This is a genomic window from Algimonas arctica, assembly GCF_014652695.1.
Taxonomy (GTDB): domain Bacteria; phylum Pseudomonadota; class Alphaproteobacteria; order Caulobacterales; family Maricaulaceae; genus Litorimonas; species Litorimonas arctica.
The window spans coordinates 278,109-293,402 of record NZ_BMZH01000002.1 but is presented as its reverse complement, the minus strand read 5'-3'; the positions used below and the strand labels follow the sequence as shown (position 1 = coordinate 293,402).

Here is a 15,294-nt window from a genome sequence, read left to right as displayed (position 1 = left end):
AAAACTATACTATTTCAACAATAACATTGACTGATCCTATATTATTTTTGTGGTCACCCTGAAGGTCAGCTTTTAACCCCTCAATATTCTTAAGAAGTCTTAGAGGGTCATAAATAACGCACCATAGGTGATGACAATCTGGGTGAGCACGATAGTGGGCAATATCAATTATGAGTTCGTTCCCCATTTTTTTTCCGTGATGAACATCCCTCACTATTTTTGTTTCAATAACAGTGGAGTGTTTTTTTAGGAGGAAATCGACCCTTGAAGAAGAGCCAGCGTAACTTGGAGTGAACTCTTCAGGTCGAATGTCACTAACCCATGGCATCAACAAAGCATGAAGTAGGTCTTGAACAACATACTCATTTTCGGATTTGAGGCTGACTGAGCCTTTTCTTCGGTTTGACAAAGGTTGAATGGCTCGTGGTAAGCTTCGAATAGTTCGAAGAAGCAATTCTTCCAAGTTTTTTGGCATAAGAGCTTTTTCAGAGTGTTTTTGATTCAAACTTTTACGTTGGATTTGCGGCCCGCTTTTATTTTCAACAATACCGCCCCTCTTATAGATTAGCCCATCGGCTTTGAGGGCCTCCAAAATAATTTCTTTGGAACTCGTCAACTCTTCATCAGCGAAACAGGCAACGGGACGAATTTCGGGGCCATCCATAATTTCTTCAATAAGATTTCCAAGAAATGTTAGGCTATCAACATTTGGGTCATTTCCAGTCTGAAATATCCAATCCTTCCATTTACTGCTATGAGCTAGGTCCGGCGGATCACCTGATGCTCCGGATGAAATCATCAAAGAATCGAGTTTGGGATGAGATCCTACTAATGATGCACCGATTGCGGCGCACAAGCCTCTAGAAATACGGTAATTGGTCACTGGAAATAGGCTCTATCTGAAAATGTTGCTTTGATAGGCTAAGGCATAAACGTTTTTTTACTCACCTGTAACTAGGCGATACCCCCGCACCGTTCCCGGCAGCCAATTTGGCGTGACGAGTGTGTCGCCGCTCAGCAGAATATCATTCATCAACACGGCATTGTCTCCACTCGTGTTTTGCAAGAGCGTCGGGGTTTCGCCGTCCCGAACATGCCACAACTGCCCCGGCCAGCTGCTGATGATGTAGTTGCCATCGCTGTGCAGGCCGATGCCGTCGGCGTTGTCCATGCCTGATGCTAGTCCTGTGATGGCTTTGGTGGTCCAATCGACCGAGAGGAGTTCGCCTGCAGTCATCGTGGTGACGAGCAGGCGGTTGCCATCGAGTTGTAACCCGTTGATCCCGTTCAGCCGCGCGTCTTCTAGCCAGAGCGACGCGACCCCGTTGTCAATCATGTGAATTTTCGCGGTCCCAGAATCTGAGATCAAGACTGTGCCGTTTGGCCCCACGGCGGCGTCATTGAGGAAGGCCGCGCCGTCGATGGGGATGCGCGCGGTAATCTCGCCGGTCGGCACATCAATCATCACCACATGATCAATATCGGTGACGGCCAACGTATCGCCGATGAGGGCCATGCCTTTGGGCGCGTGCAGCGGCAGGGCGTCAGTTCCGCTGACCCACGTCCGCGCGATCATCCTGCCGTCGAGGCCGATCTTGGAAATCACGCCATTGCCGTCTTTGGCGCTGCCCTCGCCGCCGACATTCGAAACATAGAGCGTCGTCCCATCGCCTGCCGCTATCACGGACTCAGGCGCGTTGAAGCCGTCCAAAACCCAAAGTTCTGTCAGGGCGAGGGGCTGCGCGGGCGCGACAGTTTGGGATTGTTCCTGCGCGCTGTCTGTGGCGGTCTCGGATTTCGGCTCGGCCTCACCACAACTGACGATGGCGACTGAGGCGAATAAAGCGATGAGTGTTCGGGTCAAAGGTAGGCTCCTATTGAAGTCCCGACGCGCATCATGGTTTCTAAGGGTGGTGCGTCTTGGCGGACGTGAAAAATCTGTTGTGTCTCAAACCCGTGTCCCGCGTAAAACGCGTGGTTCGCAGGATTCGAGTTTTCAAGATAGGTCGGAAGACCCGCACGATCCGCCGCGCGCAGCATAGGGGCCAATAAGCGGTGGCCAATCCCGCGGCCTTGCGCCGACGGGACAACGCCAATCGTAAATAGATAGAGATAAGGGTGTGTCGGTTTTTGGGCGTGCATGGCGGCATCTGTCAGCAGCGCCCGACGGAGCGCGGCGACCCCGCTACGGCGCACAATATTGACGGCCAGTGTCGGCATCGCGCGAAGCGGCAGACTGGCGTTGCCGCCTGCTGGCATCCACATGGTTGCGGCTTTGCCATCAATATGGTGGCAGATCCCGTGCGGCGCATAAATATGGCGGGCCATGGATAGGAAGGCCGCGTTCATCCCGCGCACATTGCCAAACACCCATTGGTTGAACGGGTCATTGGCAAAGGCTTGCGCGGTGATATGCGCGATTAACGGGGCGTCATGGCGGTCGGCGACAGTGATGTCGTCCGACAGATCCGTGAGCCCAAATGGCATAGGCTTAGCCCGGCAAGCTATAGCTCATCGGAGCGCCAGGGCCGAGGTCGAGACCAAACGCGATCCACGCGACCATGAGGATGACGCCGGAAATCAGCATCCAGACGGAATAAGGGATCATCATCGCGGTGAGGCTGCCGAGGCCGAAATCTTTCTGCCAACGGCGCGCGAAGACAAGTATCAGCGGGAAATAGACCATCAGCGGCGTAATGATATTGGTCGCGCCGTCACCGACACGGTAAGCGGCGGTTGCGCCTTCCGGTGAAATCCCGAGCAACATCAACATTGGCACCAGCACAGGGGCGAGCAGGGCCCATTTGGCGCTGGCGGAGCCGACGAACAGGTTGAGCAGGCCCGTGAACAGAACGATCAGGCCAAGCGCGATGGGCAGAGGCAGACCGGAATTTTCAATCCCGTTGGCGCCGTGAATAGCGCTGATGAGGCCGAGGTTGGACCAAGTGAACATGGCGACGAAATGCGCGGCGGCGAAGGCCAGCACGAGGTAATAACCCATATCGCGCATGGCTTCGGCCATCATATCGACCAAATCACGATGGTTCTTGATCGAGCCGGCGGCGCTGCCGTAAGCCCAGCCTGCGGCGAGGAAGAGGATCATGAATCCCGCGACGAGCGAACGGAAGAACGGTGTCGCAGTGACGTACCACGCTTGACCCGGCACAGCTGTTTCATCGGATAGCAACGGTGTCCCCGGACCAAATGTCATGGCAGCCCAGAGGGCACAGACGGCCAGCATCGCAAGACCCGCCCGGCGCAGACCTTTGCGCTGGTCATCATTAAGCGGTTTGGCTTCATTGCCATAATCGGCGGCTTGGCGGTCATCCGGCACCCATTTACCCAGACGCGGCTCAATGATCTTATCGGTCACGAACCAGATGACGGGCAGGTAGATAAACATTAAAACGACGATGAACCACCAGTTGCCGGCGATATTCATGGCCCAGTTTGGATCAAGTCCGGAGCCATCAACGGCGGCTTCGGTAATCCCAAACAGAAGGGCGTCGAGCTGTCCGGGGGATATATTGGCGGAAAAACCGCCGGAGACGCCCGCAAAAGCGGCGGCAATGCCGGCGAGTGGATGACGACCGACAGAGGCGAATAAGATCGCCGCGAGCGGGATCATGACGACGTAGCCCGCATCTGCTGCGTGGTTTGATAACATCGCGACGAGCGCCACGACGGGTGTCAGCAGGAACAAGGGCGCGCCGCGCACGGCTTGGCGAATCCCGGCCGCGAACAGCCCGGACCGTTCCGCGACGCCCGCGCCCAACATCACGACAAGGACATAGCCGAGTGGGTGGAAGTGGGTGAAGGTCTTCGGCATTTCGACCCAGAGGCGCTGGATGTTCTCGGCTGAGAGGAGTGAGGCCGATTTAATAACGACCGGCGAGCCATCCGCATTCACTTGCGTCGGGTGCAGGGCGGTTGCGCCCATAAACGCCAAGACGACGGAGACGATCACTAAAAACAAGATCAAATAGAAGAATATGAAAACCGGATCCGGTAATCGGTTCCCGGTGCGTTCAACCCAGGCCAAAAACCCTTTTTGAGACGGTGTAGGGGCGATCGTATCGGTCATATTAAGGTCCTGAAACACGGGTCGTCATGCGGAGGTTGTGTCGGTCTTACCCGAAAGACGGAGCGTTCGACAACTGTCTTGCAGTTACAATCGGCGCGCCTAGAGTAGCCGGATGAAGCAAGATCAAACGACATCGCCCGCGCCGCAACCGGATGGAGCTTCGGAGACAGCCGCCGCGCCTGTACCGGTCCAGCCAGAGGTGGACTTAAACGCCGTACCGCTCGAAGCGGAACAAGACCTTCAGTCTGTCATGGATAGTTTGCAGGTCTGGTTCGCTGATGCGGTCGAGACCTTACTCTCCGCCAGCACGCTGTGGCAGGCCTTAGCCATTTTGGCGGCGGTCGGGCTGGGGTGGATTATCTCCCGTCGTCCGTCCCACTATATGAAGGCCAAACGCGATAGCCGTGACAGCACGGATATTCTCTACCGCATCTATAATGCGCTCGCCGGGGTGATGTGGCCTGTCTGTGTCGTGGTCCTGCTGTGGATCGCGATGTTCGCCTTTCGCAGCGCGGAGCAACCCGCTGGCATCCTTCGGATCGTCGCGAGCTTAACCAACGCCGCGATTATCGTGCGGTTGCTGACGCGCAATATGGAAGAAGGCCCGCTTCGGACATTGATCGCGCTCCTCGCGTGGGGCGTGGCCGCGCTGTATATTTTGGAATGGCTCAACCCGCTGACCAGCGCGCTTGAAAACACAGGCGTCACAATTGGGGCCTCTCGCATTACAGTGATGAAGGTCATCACCAGCTTTGTGCTTGCGATTGGGGCGCTTTGGATCGGTCGCATCGCGGGCGATGCGGCGCAGTCCCAGTTGAAATCGTCCAAAAAACTCACCCCTTCTATGTCGGGGCTGTTGGGTCAAGTGGCCAAGATCGGCTTGATGATCCTCGCGGTCTATATCGCTTTGACCTCCGTCGGGATCGACATGGCGGCCTTCGCGGTTTTGGGCGGCGCAATTGGCGTCGGTATCGGTTTTGGGCTGCAGTCGATCTTCTCTAACTTCATCTCAGGCATTATCATCCTGTTTGAAAAGTCGATTAAGGTCGGCGATTTCATCGAATTACAATCGGGCGTGAATGGTCAGGTGCGCGAGATTAATATTCGCTCGACCTTGGTCACAACCAATGACTCCGTAGATATTTTGGTCCCGAACGAAGAATTCATCAAAGCCCAAGTTATCAATTGGACTTTGCGCGACCCGCGCCGCCGTTTGCGTGTGTCCTTCGGTGTCGCTTACGGCACGGATAAAGAGACCGTGAAAAAAGCGGGTCTTGAAGCGGCGGATGCTGTGGAATGGACAGAACGGTCCGAGGGCCACGAGCCATCGGTTTGGTTGGTCGAATTTGGCGATAGCAGCCTGAATTATGAGCTGGTGGTCTGGCTCATCGACGAAGCCGTGAAGCGACCGGGTCGGGTCAAAGCCGACTATAATTGGGCTATTCACACGGCCTTGGCGAAGTATAATCTCGAAATCCCGTTCCCGCAGCGTGATATCAATATCCGTCAGCCCGCAGAAATTACTGTGCGGATGGCGGACGGGGCAGAGAAGGCGTCATAGGTTTAAAGGACAATAGAGGCGCTTAAAATAATATCCATTCAGGGGACGTCCGTCGTGCTGATGGTTCCCGGCTCTGGTCCGACAGATTGTGACGGCAATAATCCGATGGGCGTTAGGGCTGCGTCTTATCGTCTCTTGGCCGAAGGGTTAGGCGATGCGGGTTCATCAACCTTACGAATTGATAAGCGGGGTATGTTCGGCAGTGCCGGCGCGGGCGGCCCCTACTTAATGTCTTGCGCGAACAGCTTCGCGCTAACCCCGCTAATGCCCCTGTATTGGTTGCTGATCATGGCCAGCTGGTCGTGTTCCCCGGCGTCAACCATGTCCTAAAAGTCGCGTCGACGGAACAAGCCGGGAATTTTGCAACATATGCAAACCCGGATCTGCCGCTCGCAGGCGGTGTCGTCGAAGCGATCACCGTCTTCATAAAGAACTGACACCGCGATACAGCGAAGCCTCGCTTTTTGTTAGAGTATTGCCTATCGCTGGATGTGTGAGCAAACAGACCGATATTCTTGAATTTACCGATGTAGAATTGGTGCGCAAATTATGCGGGCCGAACCATGCGAATTTGGCGCTGATCGAAGCGGCGTTCGACGTCTATATCGAAGCGCCCGGCAGTGCCGTCCATATTAATGGCGATACGCCGCGCCGCGCGCGCGCAGGTGAGCTGGTCAAAGAAATATACCAGCGCCTCGAACGCGGCTGGCCGTGTGGGCCGTCCGATATCCGCGCGCTGATCCGGGCTATGGGCCAAGGCAAGGTCAAAGCGGCCAGCGCTGAGGCGATTATTCCGTTTCCGCGCCGCAGTCCGATTGTCCCGAAAACGACGCGGCAGGAAATTTTCATCAATGCGATGCGCGATGAGACGATCACCTTTGGTGTGGGTCCGGCGGGCACGGGTAAGACGTTTCTTGCGACTGCTTACGGCGCGAGCCTGCTGGCGCGCGGTGAAGTCAATAAATTCATCGCTTGCCGTCCCGCAGTTGAAGCGGGCGAGCGGCTCGGTTTTCTACCCGGTGATCTGAACGAAAAAGTTGATCCCTATATGCAACCGATCTGGGACGCGCTGCACATGGTATTGGGCCGCGACGAAGTGGATCGTCGCCGCGCCGCCGGTGATATCGAAGTGGCACCGTTGGCCTTTATGCGGGGGCGGACCTTATCAGACGCTTTTGTCGTGATTGACGAAGCGCAAAACGCAACGGTGCCGCAAATGAAAATGGTGCTGACGCGCCTCGGCGAACGGGCCAAATATGCGGTCACGGGCGATCCGACCCAAACCGATTTGCCCCACGGTCAACCGTCGGGCCTTGCCCATGCGCTCGGTATTTTGGAAGGGATTAAGGGCATTCGCCAAATCCATTTCGAAGCCGCCGACGTGGTTCGCCATCCGCTGGTGGGAAAAATCGTGGATGCCTATGAAAAAACTGGCGCAACTCGCGCTGTCACAGGGGCCGAAAGCGCCGGCGTCGCCAAGACATTGGCGCGCGGTACGGATATGGCAGACGATACATGAGGCTTGCTTTCTTCGGAGACGTCGTCGGACGATCCGGTCGTAACGCTGTGTCGGATCATCTGCCGCGGTTGCGCAAGCAACTCGGGCTGGATGCCGTCATCATTAATGCGGAAAATGCGGCGGGCGGTTTTGGTATTACCGAAGGAACGGCGGAGCATTTGTTTGCGGCGGGCGCGGATGTGCTGACGCTGGGTAATCATAGTTTCGACCAACCGCAAGGGATTGGCGTGATCGAACGCGATGGCCGCATATTGCGTCCCGCGAACTATCCACCCGGGACGCCCGGTCGTGGCGCGAACCTCTATGATGTCAATGGCTATCAAATGTTGGTCGTGTCGCTACATGGCCGCGTCTTTATGGATAGTCTGGATGATCCGTTCCAAGCCGCAGAACGCGAATTGGGGGCCGCCCCATTGGGCGAAGTGGCGGATATTGTGGTTGTCGATTTTCACGCCGAAGCGACGAGTGAGAAAAACGCGATGGGTTATTTTTGCGATGGCCGCGCCAGCCTCGTCGTCGGCACACATCAACATGTCCCGACCGCCGATACGCGTATCTTGCCGCAAGGCACCGCTTACCAGACCGATGCCGGAATGTGCGGCGATTATAATTCCATCATTGGTATGGAAATCGACGAACCGATGCGCCGGTTTACCACGCGGATGCGCTCAGCGCGGTTTGAGCCCGCGTCTGGCACCGGAACGCTCTGCGGTGTGTTTGTCGAGGTGAATTCAAAGGGCCTCGCGGTGCGCGCAGAACCGATCCGTATCGGTGGGCAATTGGCGCAGCAAATCCCAACTGTTTAAGCCGGGGTTGGCCCCTATCTCGCCATATCTTCACTTGCAGCGCCCGCGTGTCGCGGCAAGAAGCGCTCTATGACTTTTAAAGCGATCTCTCTTCTTACGCTTGCGACTGCGCTGGGCCTGTCTGCGCCTGCCCATGCGGAGGACATTTTCGACATATTGACGCGCAATGCTGCGACGGGGGCGACTGTGCTTCCGCAATATGTGCCGTATCGCCATACGGTTGACGTCATTGTCTCTGGATCAAAGGGCGATGATGCTCACGCGCCGTTGGAAGCAAAACTTCGGATTGATCCGTCGCGTCCGGCGGGTGAGCGGGTGACGATTTTAGAACAGAGTGAGGACGCGCGCGGCGAGATGGAAAAAGCCCTGCGCGAAATGATTGACGAGATTGAAGACGCCGACCGCACGCCGGCGGCACAGGCGCAAAGCTTTTGGTGTAATCCGGGCGGCGCTATGCCGACGCCAGAGGATTTCTCGGTGATCGAACAAACAGACAGTTTCGCGCGATTAAAACCAACACCCGCGCGCATGGTGTCCTTGTTTATGCAAACCGGGGATCGGGAGCTAGACAGTAAAGAGCGGTCCATGGCGAAGAAACTCTCTGACCGGCTTGAGGGGGAGATCGTTTACGACAAACCGTCCGGCTTAATCCGCTCAAGCGCGTTTAATATCACGCGACCTATGACCGTGTTGTTGATTGCGAAAATCCGGCAAATGGAAATGGTGCAAGGGTGCAGCATCGCTCCGAACGGCCACCCTTACATTTCCCGTTTTTCTATGGATGTTGGGGTGACGGCTCTGGGAAAAAAGATCACCAATGTCATGGAATTGACGGTGGGTGATCTGGAGCGCATTGGACCGCCGGATTAATTCATGAGGTCAGATTAGTCCTCAAGGGGCGCGGCAAACAGGCTGAACGGTTTTCGGATCAAGCGGATTAAGACGTCGCGGCGCAGCCAGAGCATCACGACTTGGGACAGCCAGACCAAGATGGCCATGACAAACAGCAAACCGCCATCATTGTTTGGGTCAGTACCGAGCGGGGTGAACAGGTGAAAACTGATTGCGCCCATCATCACACTGAGTGCAATCACGTTCCCCAAAACGCCAAATTTGATGAACCGCGAGAGCAGGCCGAGCAGCAGCAAGATAGACGCGACGAGCTCTGCGCTGCCGATGACATATTGTGAGAAGATACCGGTTTTGTCGAAGAGGCCATCTGCGCCGAAGCTTGTCGCCCACGCGTCAAGCCGACCAAATATTTCTTGGGTTTCTGGCGCATCAGTGAATTTGAAGCGCAAACTGTCGATAAAGATTGCCGCAGAAAATAGGCTGAGTCCGATGGGCAGGTATTTTTTGATGAAAGACATGATGCGCCCCCTTTAAGGTCAATTATTTCAAAATGAGCCGGATGGCTTGTACGGTTGCGGTGCGTACGGAATCAAATTCCGCGCGTGCGGGTCGGGTGCGGCTGCGAACGCGAAGCCCCATATAGCTTGTCAGCACAAGACGGGCGGCGTCGCGAATTTGAGACGGGGGAGCGGTAGGCGAAAATCGGGTGAGCAGGGTGATCAGCCCCGCTTCCAAAAGCGCAAAGCCGTCCTCGACAAGCGTATCAATATCCGGCGACCGACCCAGTCCATCCGCCGATGTATTACAGAGAAAACACCCGCGCGCGTCGCCAGATCCGTGAACATCATTGGCGGGCCCCGCGAGAAGCTGATCGAGCTTCTCCATCGGATCCGTTCCGTCATCCAGTGCAAGCCAGTTGGCGCCCGCTTGGACGGTCTGAATATGATAGCGCCTCAGCGCGAGAGCAAAGAGCGCATCCTTACTCTCAAAACGATTATAGAGCGAAGATTTGGATAGGCCCGTGGCGGCCGTAATGTCGGACACGGATACGCCGTCATAGCCGTGGTCCCAGAACAAGTCCGCGACCTGCTCAATGACCCGGTCAGGGTCAAAGAGCGCGGGGCGGCCTTTTTTAGCGGTTGTCTTAGGTCCCATTATAGCGGAACTCCTTTTAGGAAATGTCAGCGCCGCCCCAAAGCTTGCTGAAAGCTTCGCAGTGAACGAGGACCGAGCTATAGTCTGACAGGGTCACGCCTTCGGGCAGCACATATTCTTGGCCGCCTTTATTGGACGTGAGTGCGCCAAGGCGAACAGCGTCAGTCGTGGCGTTTGCTCCTGTTGCGTCCGACACAGAGATTTTAGATAAAAAGACCTTCAGGTCCGGGCCTTTTTTGGTGTGAAAACCATCTGAGAAGACGAGAACCGTTTGCTCGCCGCGTTGTTCAACCGTGACGGCGCCTTTCAGAGCGTATGTTTTCTTTTGGAAGGCTGCAGGGGTCATGTGGGCCTGCGTATGATCCATATCATGGCCGCTGGTGCGGGCTCTGTGGCTTGCTGGGGGGCAGGAGCGGCGAAGACAGGCATGGAAAACAGGGCCGCTGTTGTGAGGATGGCGAGTGTTCCCGTGCGGGCGCGGTTGAGTGTCGAGTTTACTGTCATGGTCTGAGTTCCTTGTGACGATGATTGGAGAAAAGGTCTAGCGAAACGGCTTAGGCGTAAAGCCCGCCGCTGGAGTGGAGCACCAGGCACCCCATGAGGATTGCGATTCCACCCAGCAGGGTGAGGGTGATCAAATGAGACAATGCGTGGCTGTCTGACATGATGGGTCTCTCTCTAAGTCTCAAATCCAGCCGAGGTTTGCCTCGGTCCGGGGCAGGCAATGGGGCTGTCGCAGCTCTAAAAGCATTTATGGACCTAACGTTCCAATCACGAGTTTACACACTGCATCACGGCCGCGTGAGGCGTGCGTATTTGACATGCCGCGGGAAGGGAGTGATGAAATTGAGGGCGGAGGGTTGAAATAGGGGCGGCGTGATGGCCCCGCTTGCCGCCACGGCTTCTCCTCGTTAGAGGGACGCGACATCCCAATAAGACCGATCACACAAGAGGTTTCCCATGGCCGGCCATTCCAAATGGGCAAATATCCAGCACCGTAAGGGTCGCCAGGATAAGTTGCGTTCAAAATTATTCTCTAAGCTTGCGAAAGATATTGCCGTTGCGGCGAAAATGGGCGGGGGCGATCCGGATATGAATCCACGCCTGCGTCTGGCAATCGCCAACGCCAAAGGGCAATCCATGCCTAAGGATAATATCCAACGGGCGGTTGATAAGGGCGCTGGCGGTGAAGGCGATGAATATGTCGAATTGCGTTATGAGGGTTTCGGCTCTGGCGGCATTGGTTTCATTATCGAATGTTCCACCGACAATACCAACCGCTCGGCGATGGAAGTCCGCACGGCCATGTCCAAAAATGGCGGGAACATGGGCGAGTCAGGGTCTGTCGCTTACATGTTCGACCAACTCGGCAAAATCGAATATCCGCTCGACGTGGCAGATGAAGACACGGTGATGGAAGCCGCGATCGAAGCCGGCGCGGATGATGTGGAACATGACGAAGCGTCTCAGGATCAATGGGATGAGTATGAACCGGTTCACTCAATCTGGACGCAACGCGATGATTTGGGTGAGGTCGCAGCAAATTTGGAAGCCAAGTTCGGCGAAGCCAAATCCGTCAACCTCGTTTGGAAAGCACAAAACGAAATTGATAATCCAGAACTGGCCGGCCAAGTCATGCGGATCATGGACGCGCTTGACGATGTCGATGATGTCTCAAACGTCTACCATAACTTCGATATGACCGAAGAAGCAGCGGCCACCTTGGACGATGAAGACTAGGGGACGATGACGACGAGTCAGGCTGACACTGAATGATAAAAAACCCCGGTCTCGCGACCGGGGTTTTCTTTTGGCGTGGAGACAATCCGGTCTGTCGTTTGCGGGGCATCTAATGGTCCAGCCCAATCGGGCCCTCGATTTCACCCGCTTGTGAATTGAAACTGGGAAAGAGCGACAAACTACTGCGACAGTCAGTATGGGGGCTATCGGCGCGGCGCATTTCGTTGCAAGATGAGGTGTGAGCTCCCCGACATCGACAGAACCGCCCGCCCCATTGCATATTGACGCTGTGGAAGGAGACGCCACTCTGATGCCCGCTGACCCCAAACCGTCCGGCGCAAAAATCGACCTCACTCAAGGGCCGGTGCAGGGACATATATTACGGATGCTGGGCCCGTTTTCATTGGCCGTAATCGCCATGATCAGCACCGGGCTGGTCGATAGTTTCTTTCTTGGCAATCTGGGCGGTGACGCGAATCCACGCGCCGGGACGATTGCGTTGGCTGCGCTTGGCATCGCGTTTCCGCTGACATTTATTGGCAATAGCGCCAATATCGGACTGGGCGCGGGCACAATGAGCGCGATCAGCCGGGCGCTCGGCGAAGGCGATACAGAGCGCGCCCGTCGTCACGCTGCGGCCGCGATCCTGTTCGCCCTGCTGGTCATGAGCGTGCTGGTGACGCTGATGATCCTTACTATGCCGTTTGTGATCGGCCTGATGGGGGCTGGCGGCGAAGTCCGCACAGCGGCGCTGTCATATCTCACGATTTCACTCCCCGGACTGATCATCGTGGCGGTTAATTCCATGTGCAACAACACGCTGCGCGCGCATGGCGAAGCGATGCTGCCCTCTTCTATCATGATATTAGGGGCGTTTCTAAACATGGCGATGGATCCATTTCTGATCTTCGGCATTGGCCCTTTCCCGCGCATGGAAGTCGCCGGCGCGGCGCTGGCAACTGTGATCGGGAACGGTATCGCCATGATGTACGGTCTGTATCTGGTGCGTTTCGTTCGGCGCGCGGTGGATTTCACGACGATCCGTCTCGCCACCTTGCGCCATGCTTGGGCGACAATTGCCGCCGTCGGTGTACCCGCGATGGGGACGAATATGATCGTGCCTTTGGCGACGGGTCTGGCGACAGCCGCCGTCACGCGTATGACATCGGAAACCGGTCTCGCCGCGTTTAGTCTCGCCTCACGTCTAGAGCTGCTTAGTGTCGGCCTGCTGTATGCTCTTTCCGCCTGTATTGGCTCTGTCACTGGGCAAAACGGGGGTGCGGGTCGTACGGACCGGGTCGAGGAAGCGTTTCGCGTGTCCTATAAAATCTGCCTCATTTGGGGCACGCTCATGGCCATTGTGCTGGCGCTTATTGCTCGTCCGCTCTTAAGCGTCTTTTCCAACGATCCGGCGCTCATTGCGATGGCCGTGCCCTATTTCTATATCGTACCGATTACGGTGTTTGCTTATGGCTATGTGTTCGTGACAGCCGCGGGTTTTAATGCGCTCGGGCGGCCGAAATATGGCTTCGTCTTTACCACAATCCGTAGCCTCGTGCTCTATGCGCCGTTAGTGAGCCTAGGCACATGGGCGCATGGATTAATGGGCGCCTTTATCGGCATTGCCGTGGCCAATCTGCTCGCGGGTCTTGCCGCCCGCTACTGGGCGCTGAACCATGCGCCGATGACAGCGCGAAAAAGCTGACGACGAAGATTGACGCCGCGCCTTCGCTGCGCCATTGCGCGCCCGCGACATCTTTGCGGCTGTGGCGAAATTGGTAGACGCGCCAGATTTAGGTTCTGGTTCCGAGAGGAGTGAAGGTTCAAGTCCTTTCAGCCGCACCAGATTAGCCCAAGGCTCAATCGTCCTACAGGGACCACAGTAAAGTCTCTATCAGATACGGCGCCATAGCGACGACTGGCATCTCTATCTCTGGATGGCGTCCCACAGTCGCAAAAAACTGGATTCCCATCTATTCTGACACAGGCTGGTGGCGAGACTTCGGATAAACACGGCCGCCTGCCGCCCCGCCATTGCAGCTGTGAGCGTAGAGATATCTGTTCGGATGTTTCGGGAAATTCCAAATGGGCATTGACGCAAGAGATCAAATACCTGCCGCGATAGACTCTCATTCACCACATATGAGATTGGCAAACGACGGTCTGCTTGAGAACTCTCCGAAAAAAACCCTCTTTTCAACACAAGTCCCTTGTGTAATGATACCTACAACGAGGGAGAGTCGAATTGACCTATATTTTAGGCGGTACACAGACGGATTTTGCGAAAAACTGGGCTCGAGAGGGCGCGGATATCGGGGCTGCTTTTTCAGAAACACTGCACACGGGCCTGGCGTCGGCCAAGCTTAACGCCAGCGATATTGAAACCGGTCATGTCGGCAATTTCGTTGCGGAATTATTCGTGGGACAAGGCCTGTTAGGTGGGTTTTTCGGTATGGCCGATCCGGCGCTCGACGGGCTGCCGACGGCGCGTCACGAGGCGGCCTGCGCATCGGGCAGTATTGCGATCCTGTCTGCCATGAGCGAGATTGAGGCGGGTCGCTATGACCTCGCCTGCGTGATGGGGCTGGAGCAGATGCGCAATGTCCCTGGTAAGCAGGCGGCAAAATATCTCGGTGCGGCGGCGCTCGTGGATCAAGAATATCAGGACGCGACTTATATCTGGCCGCAAGCCTTCTCGGATTTGGCCGAGGAATATGATGCGCGCTATGGGATGGACTACAAACATTTGATGCGCATTTCCGAGATCAACTTCGCGAATGCCAAACGTAATCCCAACGCACAAACCCGCGACTGGAAGTTCACGCCCGACAATTTCACCGAAAGCGACGAACACAATCCGGTCATCGAAGGCCGTACACGCAAGATGGATTGCGGACAGGTCACCGATGGCGCAGCCGTTATTTTCCTCGCCTCAGCTGAGCGCGCGAAACAATATGCGGATGAGAACGGGCTCGACTTCAACACGTTACCGCGCATCACTGGATGGGGCCATCGGTCAGGCCCGATCAGCTATAAACGCAAGTTAGAGTACAGCGCAGGCGACGATTACGTCTTCCCACAGGTGCGCCGCGCCGTCAAAGACGCGCGAGCGCGCGCGGGTGTGTCCGGCATTGACACCATCGACGCGGTGGAGACCCACGACTGCTTTGCCATGACCGAATATATGGCCATCGACCATCTGGGCATCACGAAACCCGGCGAGGCGTGGAAGGCGATCGAAGAGGGCCGCATCGACATGGGAGGCGACATTCCGATCAACCCGTCAGGCGGGCTGATGGGCCTTGGCCACCCGGTCGGCGCAACGGGTGTGCGCATGGCGCTAGACGGTGCCAAACAGGTCACCGGTACCGCCGGCGATTATCAGGTCGAAGGCGCCAAACGGATGCAGACGCTTAACATTGGTGGCTCGACGACAACGACGGTCAGTCTGATCATCGAAAGCGCTGCCTGATGTTCGGCCGCCGCGAGGTCATCATCAGTTCGGCCGCGTTGCTGGCATCAGCCTGCAGCACAACACCAAATACACTGCTAGATAATTCAACAAACACCAGGGGAG

General features: G+C 56.1%; 16 protein-coding genes, 1 tRNA gene and 1 pseudogene. 11 read left to right on the top strand and 7 right to left on the bottom strand.

The features are described 5' to 3' along the window. Window positions 1-4: 4 nt before the first annotated feature. The 4 genes from IE105_RS03520 to IE105_RS03505 are packed head-to-tail and all read right to left on the bottom strand — an operon-like array spanning window position 5 to window position 4,084. Window positions 5-883, bottom strand: coding sequence for a PD-(D/E)XK nuclease domain-containing protein (locus tag IE105_RS03520; protein ID WP_189495473.1), 879 nt, complete (start codon window positions 881-883; stop codon window positions 5-7). A 57-nt stretch (window positions 884-940) separates the two neighbouring features. Beyond that, entirely contained in the window at window positions 941-1,864 is a 924-nt protein-coding gene (locus tag IE105_RS03515; RefSeq protein WP_189495471.1) for an SMP-30/gluconolactonase/LRE family protein, read from the bottom strand. Further along, complete coding sequence (locus IE105_RS03510; RefSeq protein WP_189495469.1) at window positions 1,861-2,487, bottom strand: GNAT family N-acetyltransferase; 627 nt, start codon at window positions 2,485-2,487, stop codon at window positions 1,861-1,863. Before IE105_RS03510 ends, IE105_RS03515 begins: the two co-directional genes overlap by 4 nt. Window positions 2,488-2,491: 4 nt before the next feature. After that, window positions 2,492-4,084 carry an AbgT family transporter gene (locus IE105_RS03505; RefSeq protein WP_189495467.1) on the bottom strand — a complete coding sequence of 531 codons (1,593 nt, stop codon included), beginning with the start codon at window positions 4,082-4,084 and terminating at the stop codon, window positions 2,492-2,494. Window positions 4,085-4,196: 112 nt separating this feature from the next. On the opposite strand from IE105_RS03505, the gene IE105_RS03500 reads away from it, so the two are divergent. The 6 genes and pseudogenes from IE105_RS03500 to IE105_RS03480 all read left to right on the top strand — a co-directional run bounded on the left by IE105_RS03500 (window position 4,197) and on the right by IE105_RS03480 (window position 8,840). Next, window positions 4,197-5,645, top strand: a complete 1,449-nt coding sequence (locus IE105_RS03500) for a mechanosensitive ion channel family protein (protein ID WP_233353970.1) — start codon at window positions 4,197-4,199, stop codon at window positions 5,643-5,645. Window positions 5,646-5,690: 45 nt separating this feature from the next. Then, window positions 5,691-5,858, top strand: a pseudogene (locus IE105_RS15615) (alpha/beta hydrolase); the annotation flags it as partial. A 62-nt stretch (window positions 5,859-5,920) separates the two neighbouring features. After that, on the top strand, window positions 5,921-6,082 hold the full coding sequence (locus IE105_RS15350; RefSeq protein WP_233353969.1) for a hypothetical protein: 162 nt from the start codon (window positions 5,921-5,923) through the stop codon (window positions 6,080-6,082). A 56-nt stretch (window positions 6,083-6,138) separates the two neighbouring features. Then, complete coding sequence (locus IE105_RS03490; RefSeq protein ID WP_189495464.1) at window positions 6,139-7,164, top strand: PhoH family protein; 1,026 nt, start codon at window positions 6,139-6,141, stop codon at window positions 7,162-7,164. Beyond that, complete coding sequence (locus IE105_RS03485; RefSeq protein ID WP_189495462.1) at window positions 7,161-7,970, top strand: TIGR00282 family metallophosphoesterase; 810 nt, start codon at window positions 7,161-7,163, stop codon at window positions 7,968-7,970. Before IE105_RS03490 ends, IE105_RS03485 begins: the two co-directional genes overlap by 4 nt. Window positions 7,971-8,039: 69 nt before the next feature. Next, window positions 8,040-8,840: a hypothetical protein gene (locus tag IE105_RS03480; protein ID WP_189495460.1), complete on the top strand. Its 801-nt coding sequence runs from the start codon at window positions 8,040-8,042 to the stop codon at window positions 8,838-8,840. A 14-nt stretch (window positions 8,841-8,854) separates the two neighbouring features. Here IE105_RS03480 and IE105_RS03475 read toward each other — a convergent pair whose 3' ends face one another. Genes IE105_RS03475 through IE105_RS03465 form a run of 3 tightly spaced genes read right to left on the bottom strand, consistent with a single transcriptional unit; the run spans window position 8,855 to window position 10,323 of the window. After that, on the bottom strand, window positions 8,855-9,340 hold the full coding sequence (locus IE105_RS03475; protein ID WP_189495458.1) for a DoxX family membrane protein: 486 nt from the start codon (window positions 9,338-9,340) through the stop codon (window positions 8,855-8,857). A gap of 22 nt (window positions 9,341-9,362) precedes the next feature. Continuing rightward, window positions 9,363-9,977: a TetR/AcrR family transcriptional regulator gene (locus IE105_RS03470; RefSeq protein ID WP_189495456.1), complete on the bottom strand. Its 615-nt coding sequence runs from the start codon at window positions 9,975-9,977 to the stop codon at window positions 9,363-9,365. 16 nt (window positions 9,978-9,993) lie between these two features. After that, on the bottom strand, window positions 9,994-10,323 hold the full coding sequence (locus IE105_RS03465; RefSeq protein ID WP_189495455.1) for a DM13 domain-containing protein: 330 nt from the start codon (window positions 10,321-10,323) through the stop codon (window positions 9,994-9,996). 12 nt (window positions 10,324-10,335) lie between these two features. Here IE105_RS03465 and IE105_RS03460 point away from each other — a divergent pair, with 12 nt between their 5' ends. The 5 genes from IE105_RS03460 (at window position 10,336) to IE105_RS03440 (ending at window position 15,189) form a co-directional block, all read left to right on the top strand. Further along, window positions 10,336-10,488, top strand: a complete 153-nt coding sequence (locus IE105_RS03460; protein ID WP_189495452.1) for a hypothetical protein — start codon at window positions 10,336-10,338, stop codon at window positions 10,486-10,488. 449 nt (window positions 10,489-10,937) lie between these two features. Beyond that, complete coding sequence (locus IE105_RS03455) at window positions 10,938-11,717, top strand: YebC/PmpR family DNA-binding transcriptional regulator (RefSeq protein ID WP_189495450.1); 780 nt, start codon at window positions 10,938-10,940, stop codon at window positions 11,715-11,717. A 238-nt stretch (window positions 11,718-11,955) separates the two neighbouring features. Then, window positions 11,956-13,422, top strand: a complete 1,467-nt coding sequence (locus IE105_RS03450) for an MATE family efflux transporter (RefSeq protein WP_189495449.1) — start codon at window positions 11,956-11,958, stop codon at window positions 13,420-13,422. Window positions 13,423-13,477: 55 nt separating this feature from the next. Further along, window positions 13,478-13,562: transfer RNA gene (locus tag IE105_RS03445), tRNA-Leu, on the top strand. Between the two features lie 400 nt (window positions 13,563-13,962). Beyond that, window positions 13,963-15,189, top strand: a complete 1,227-nt coding sequence (locus IE105_RS03440) for an acetyl-CoA acetyltransferase (protein ID WP_189495447.1) — start codon at window positions 13,963-13,965, stop codon at window positions 15,187-15,189. Window positions 15,190-15,294 lie beyond the last annotated feature (105 nt).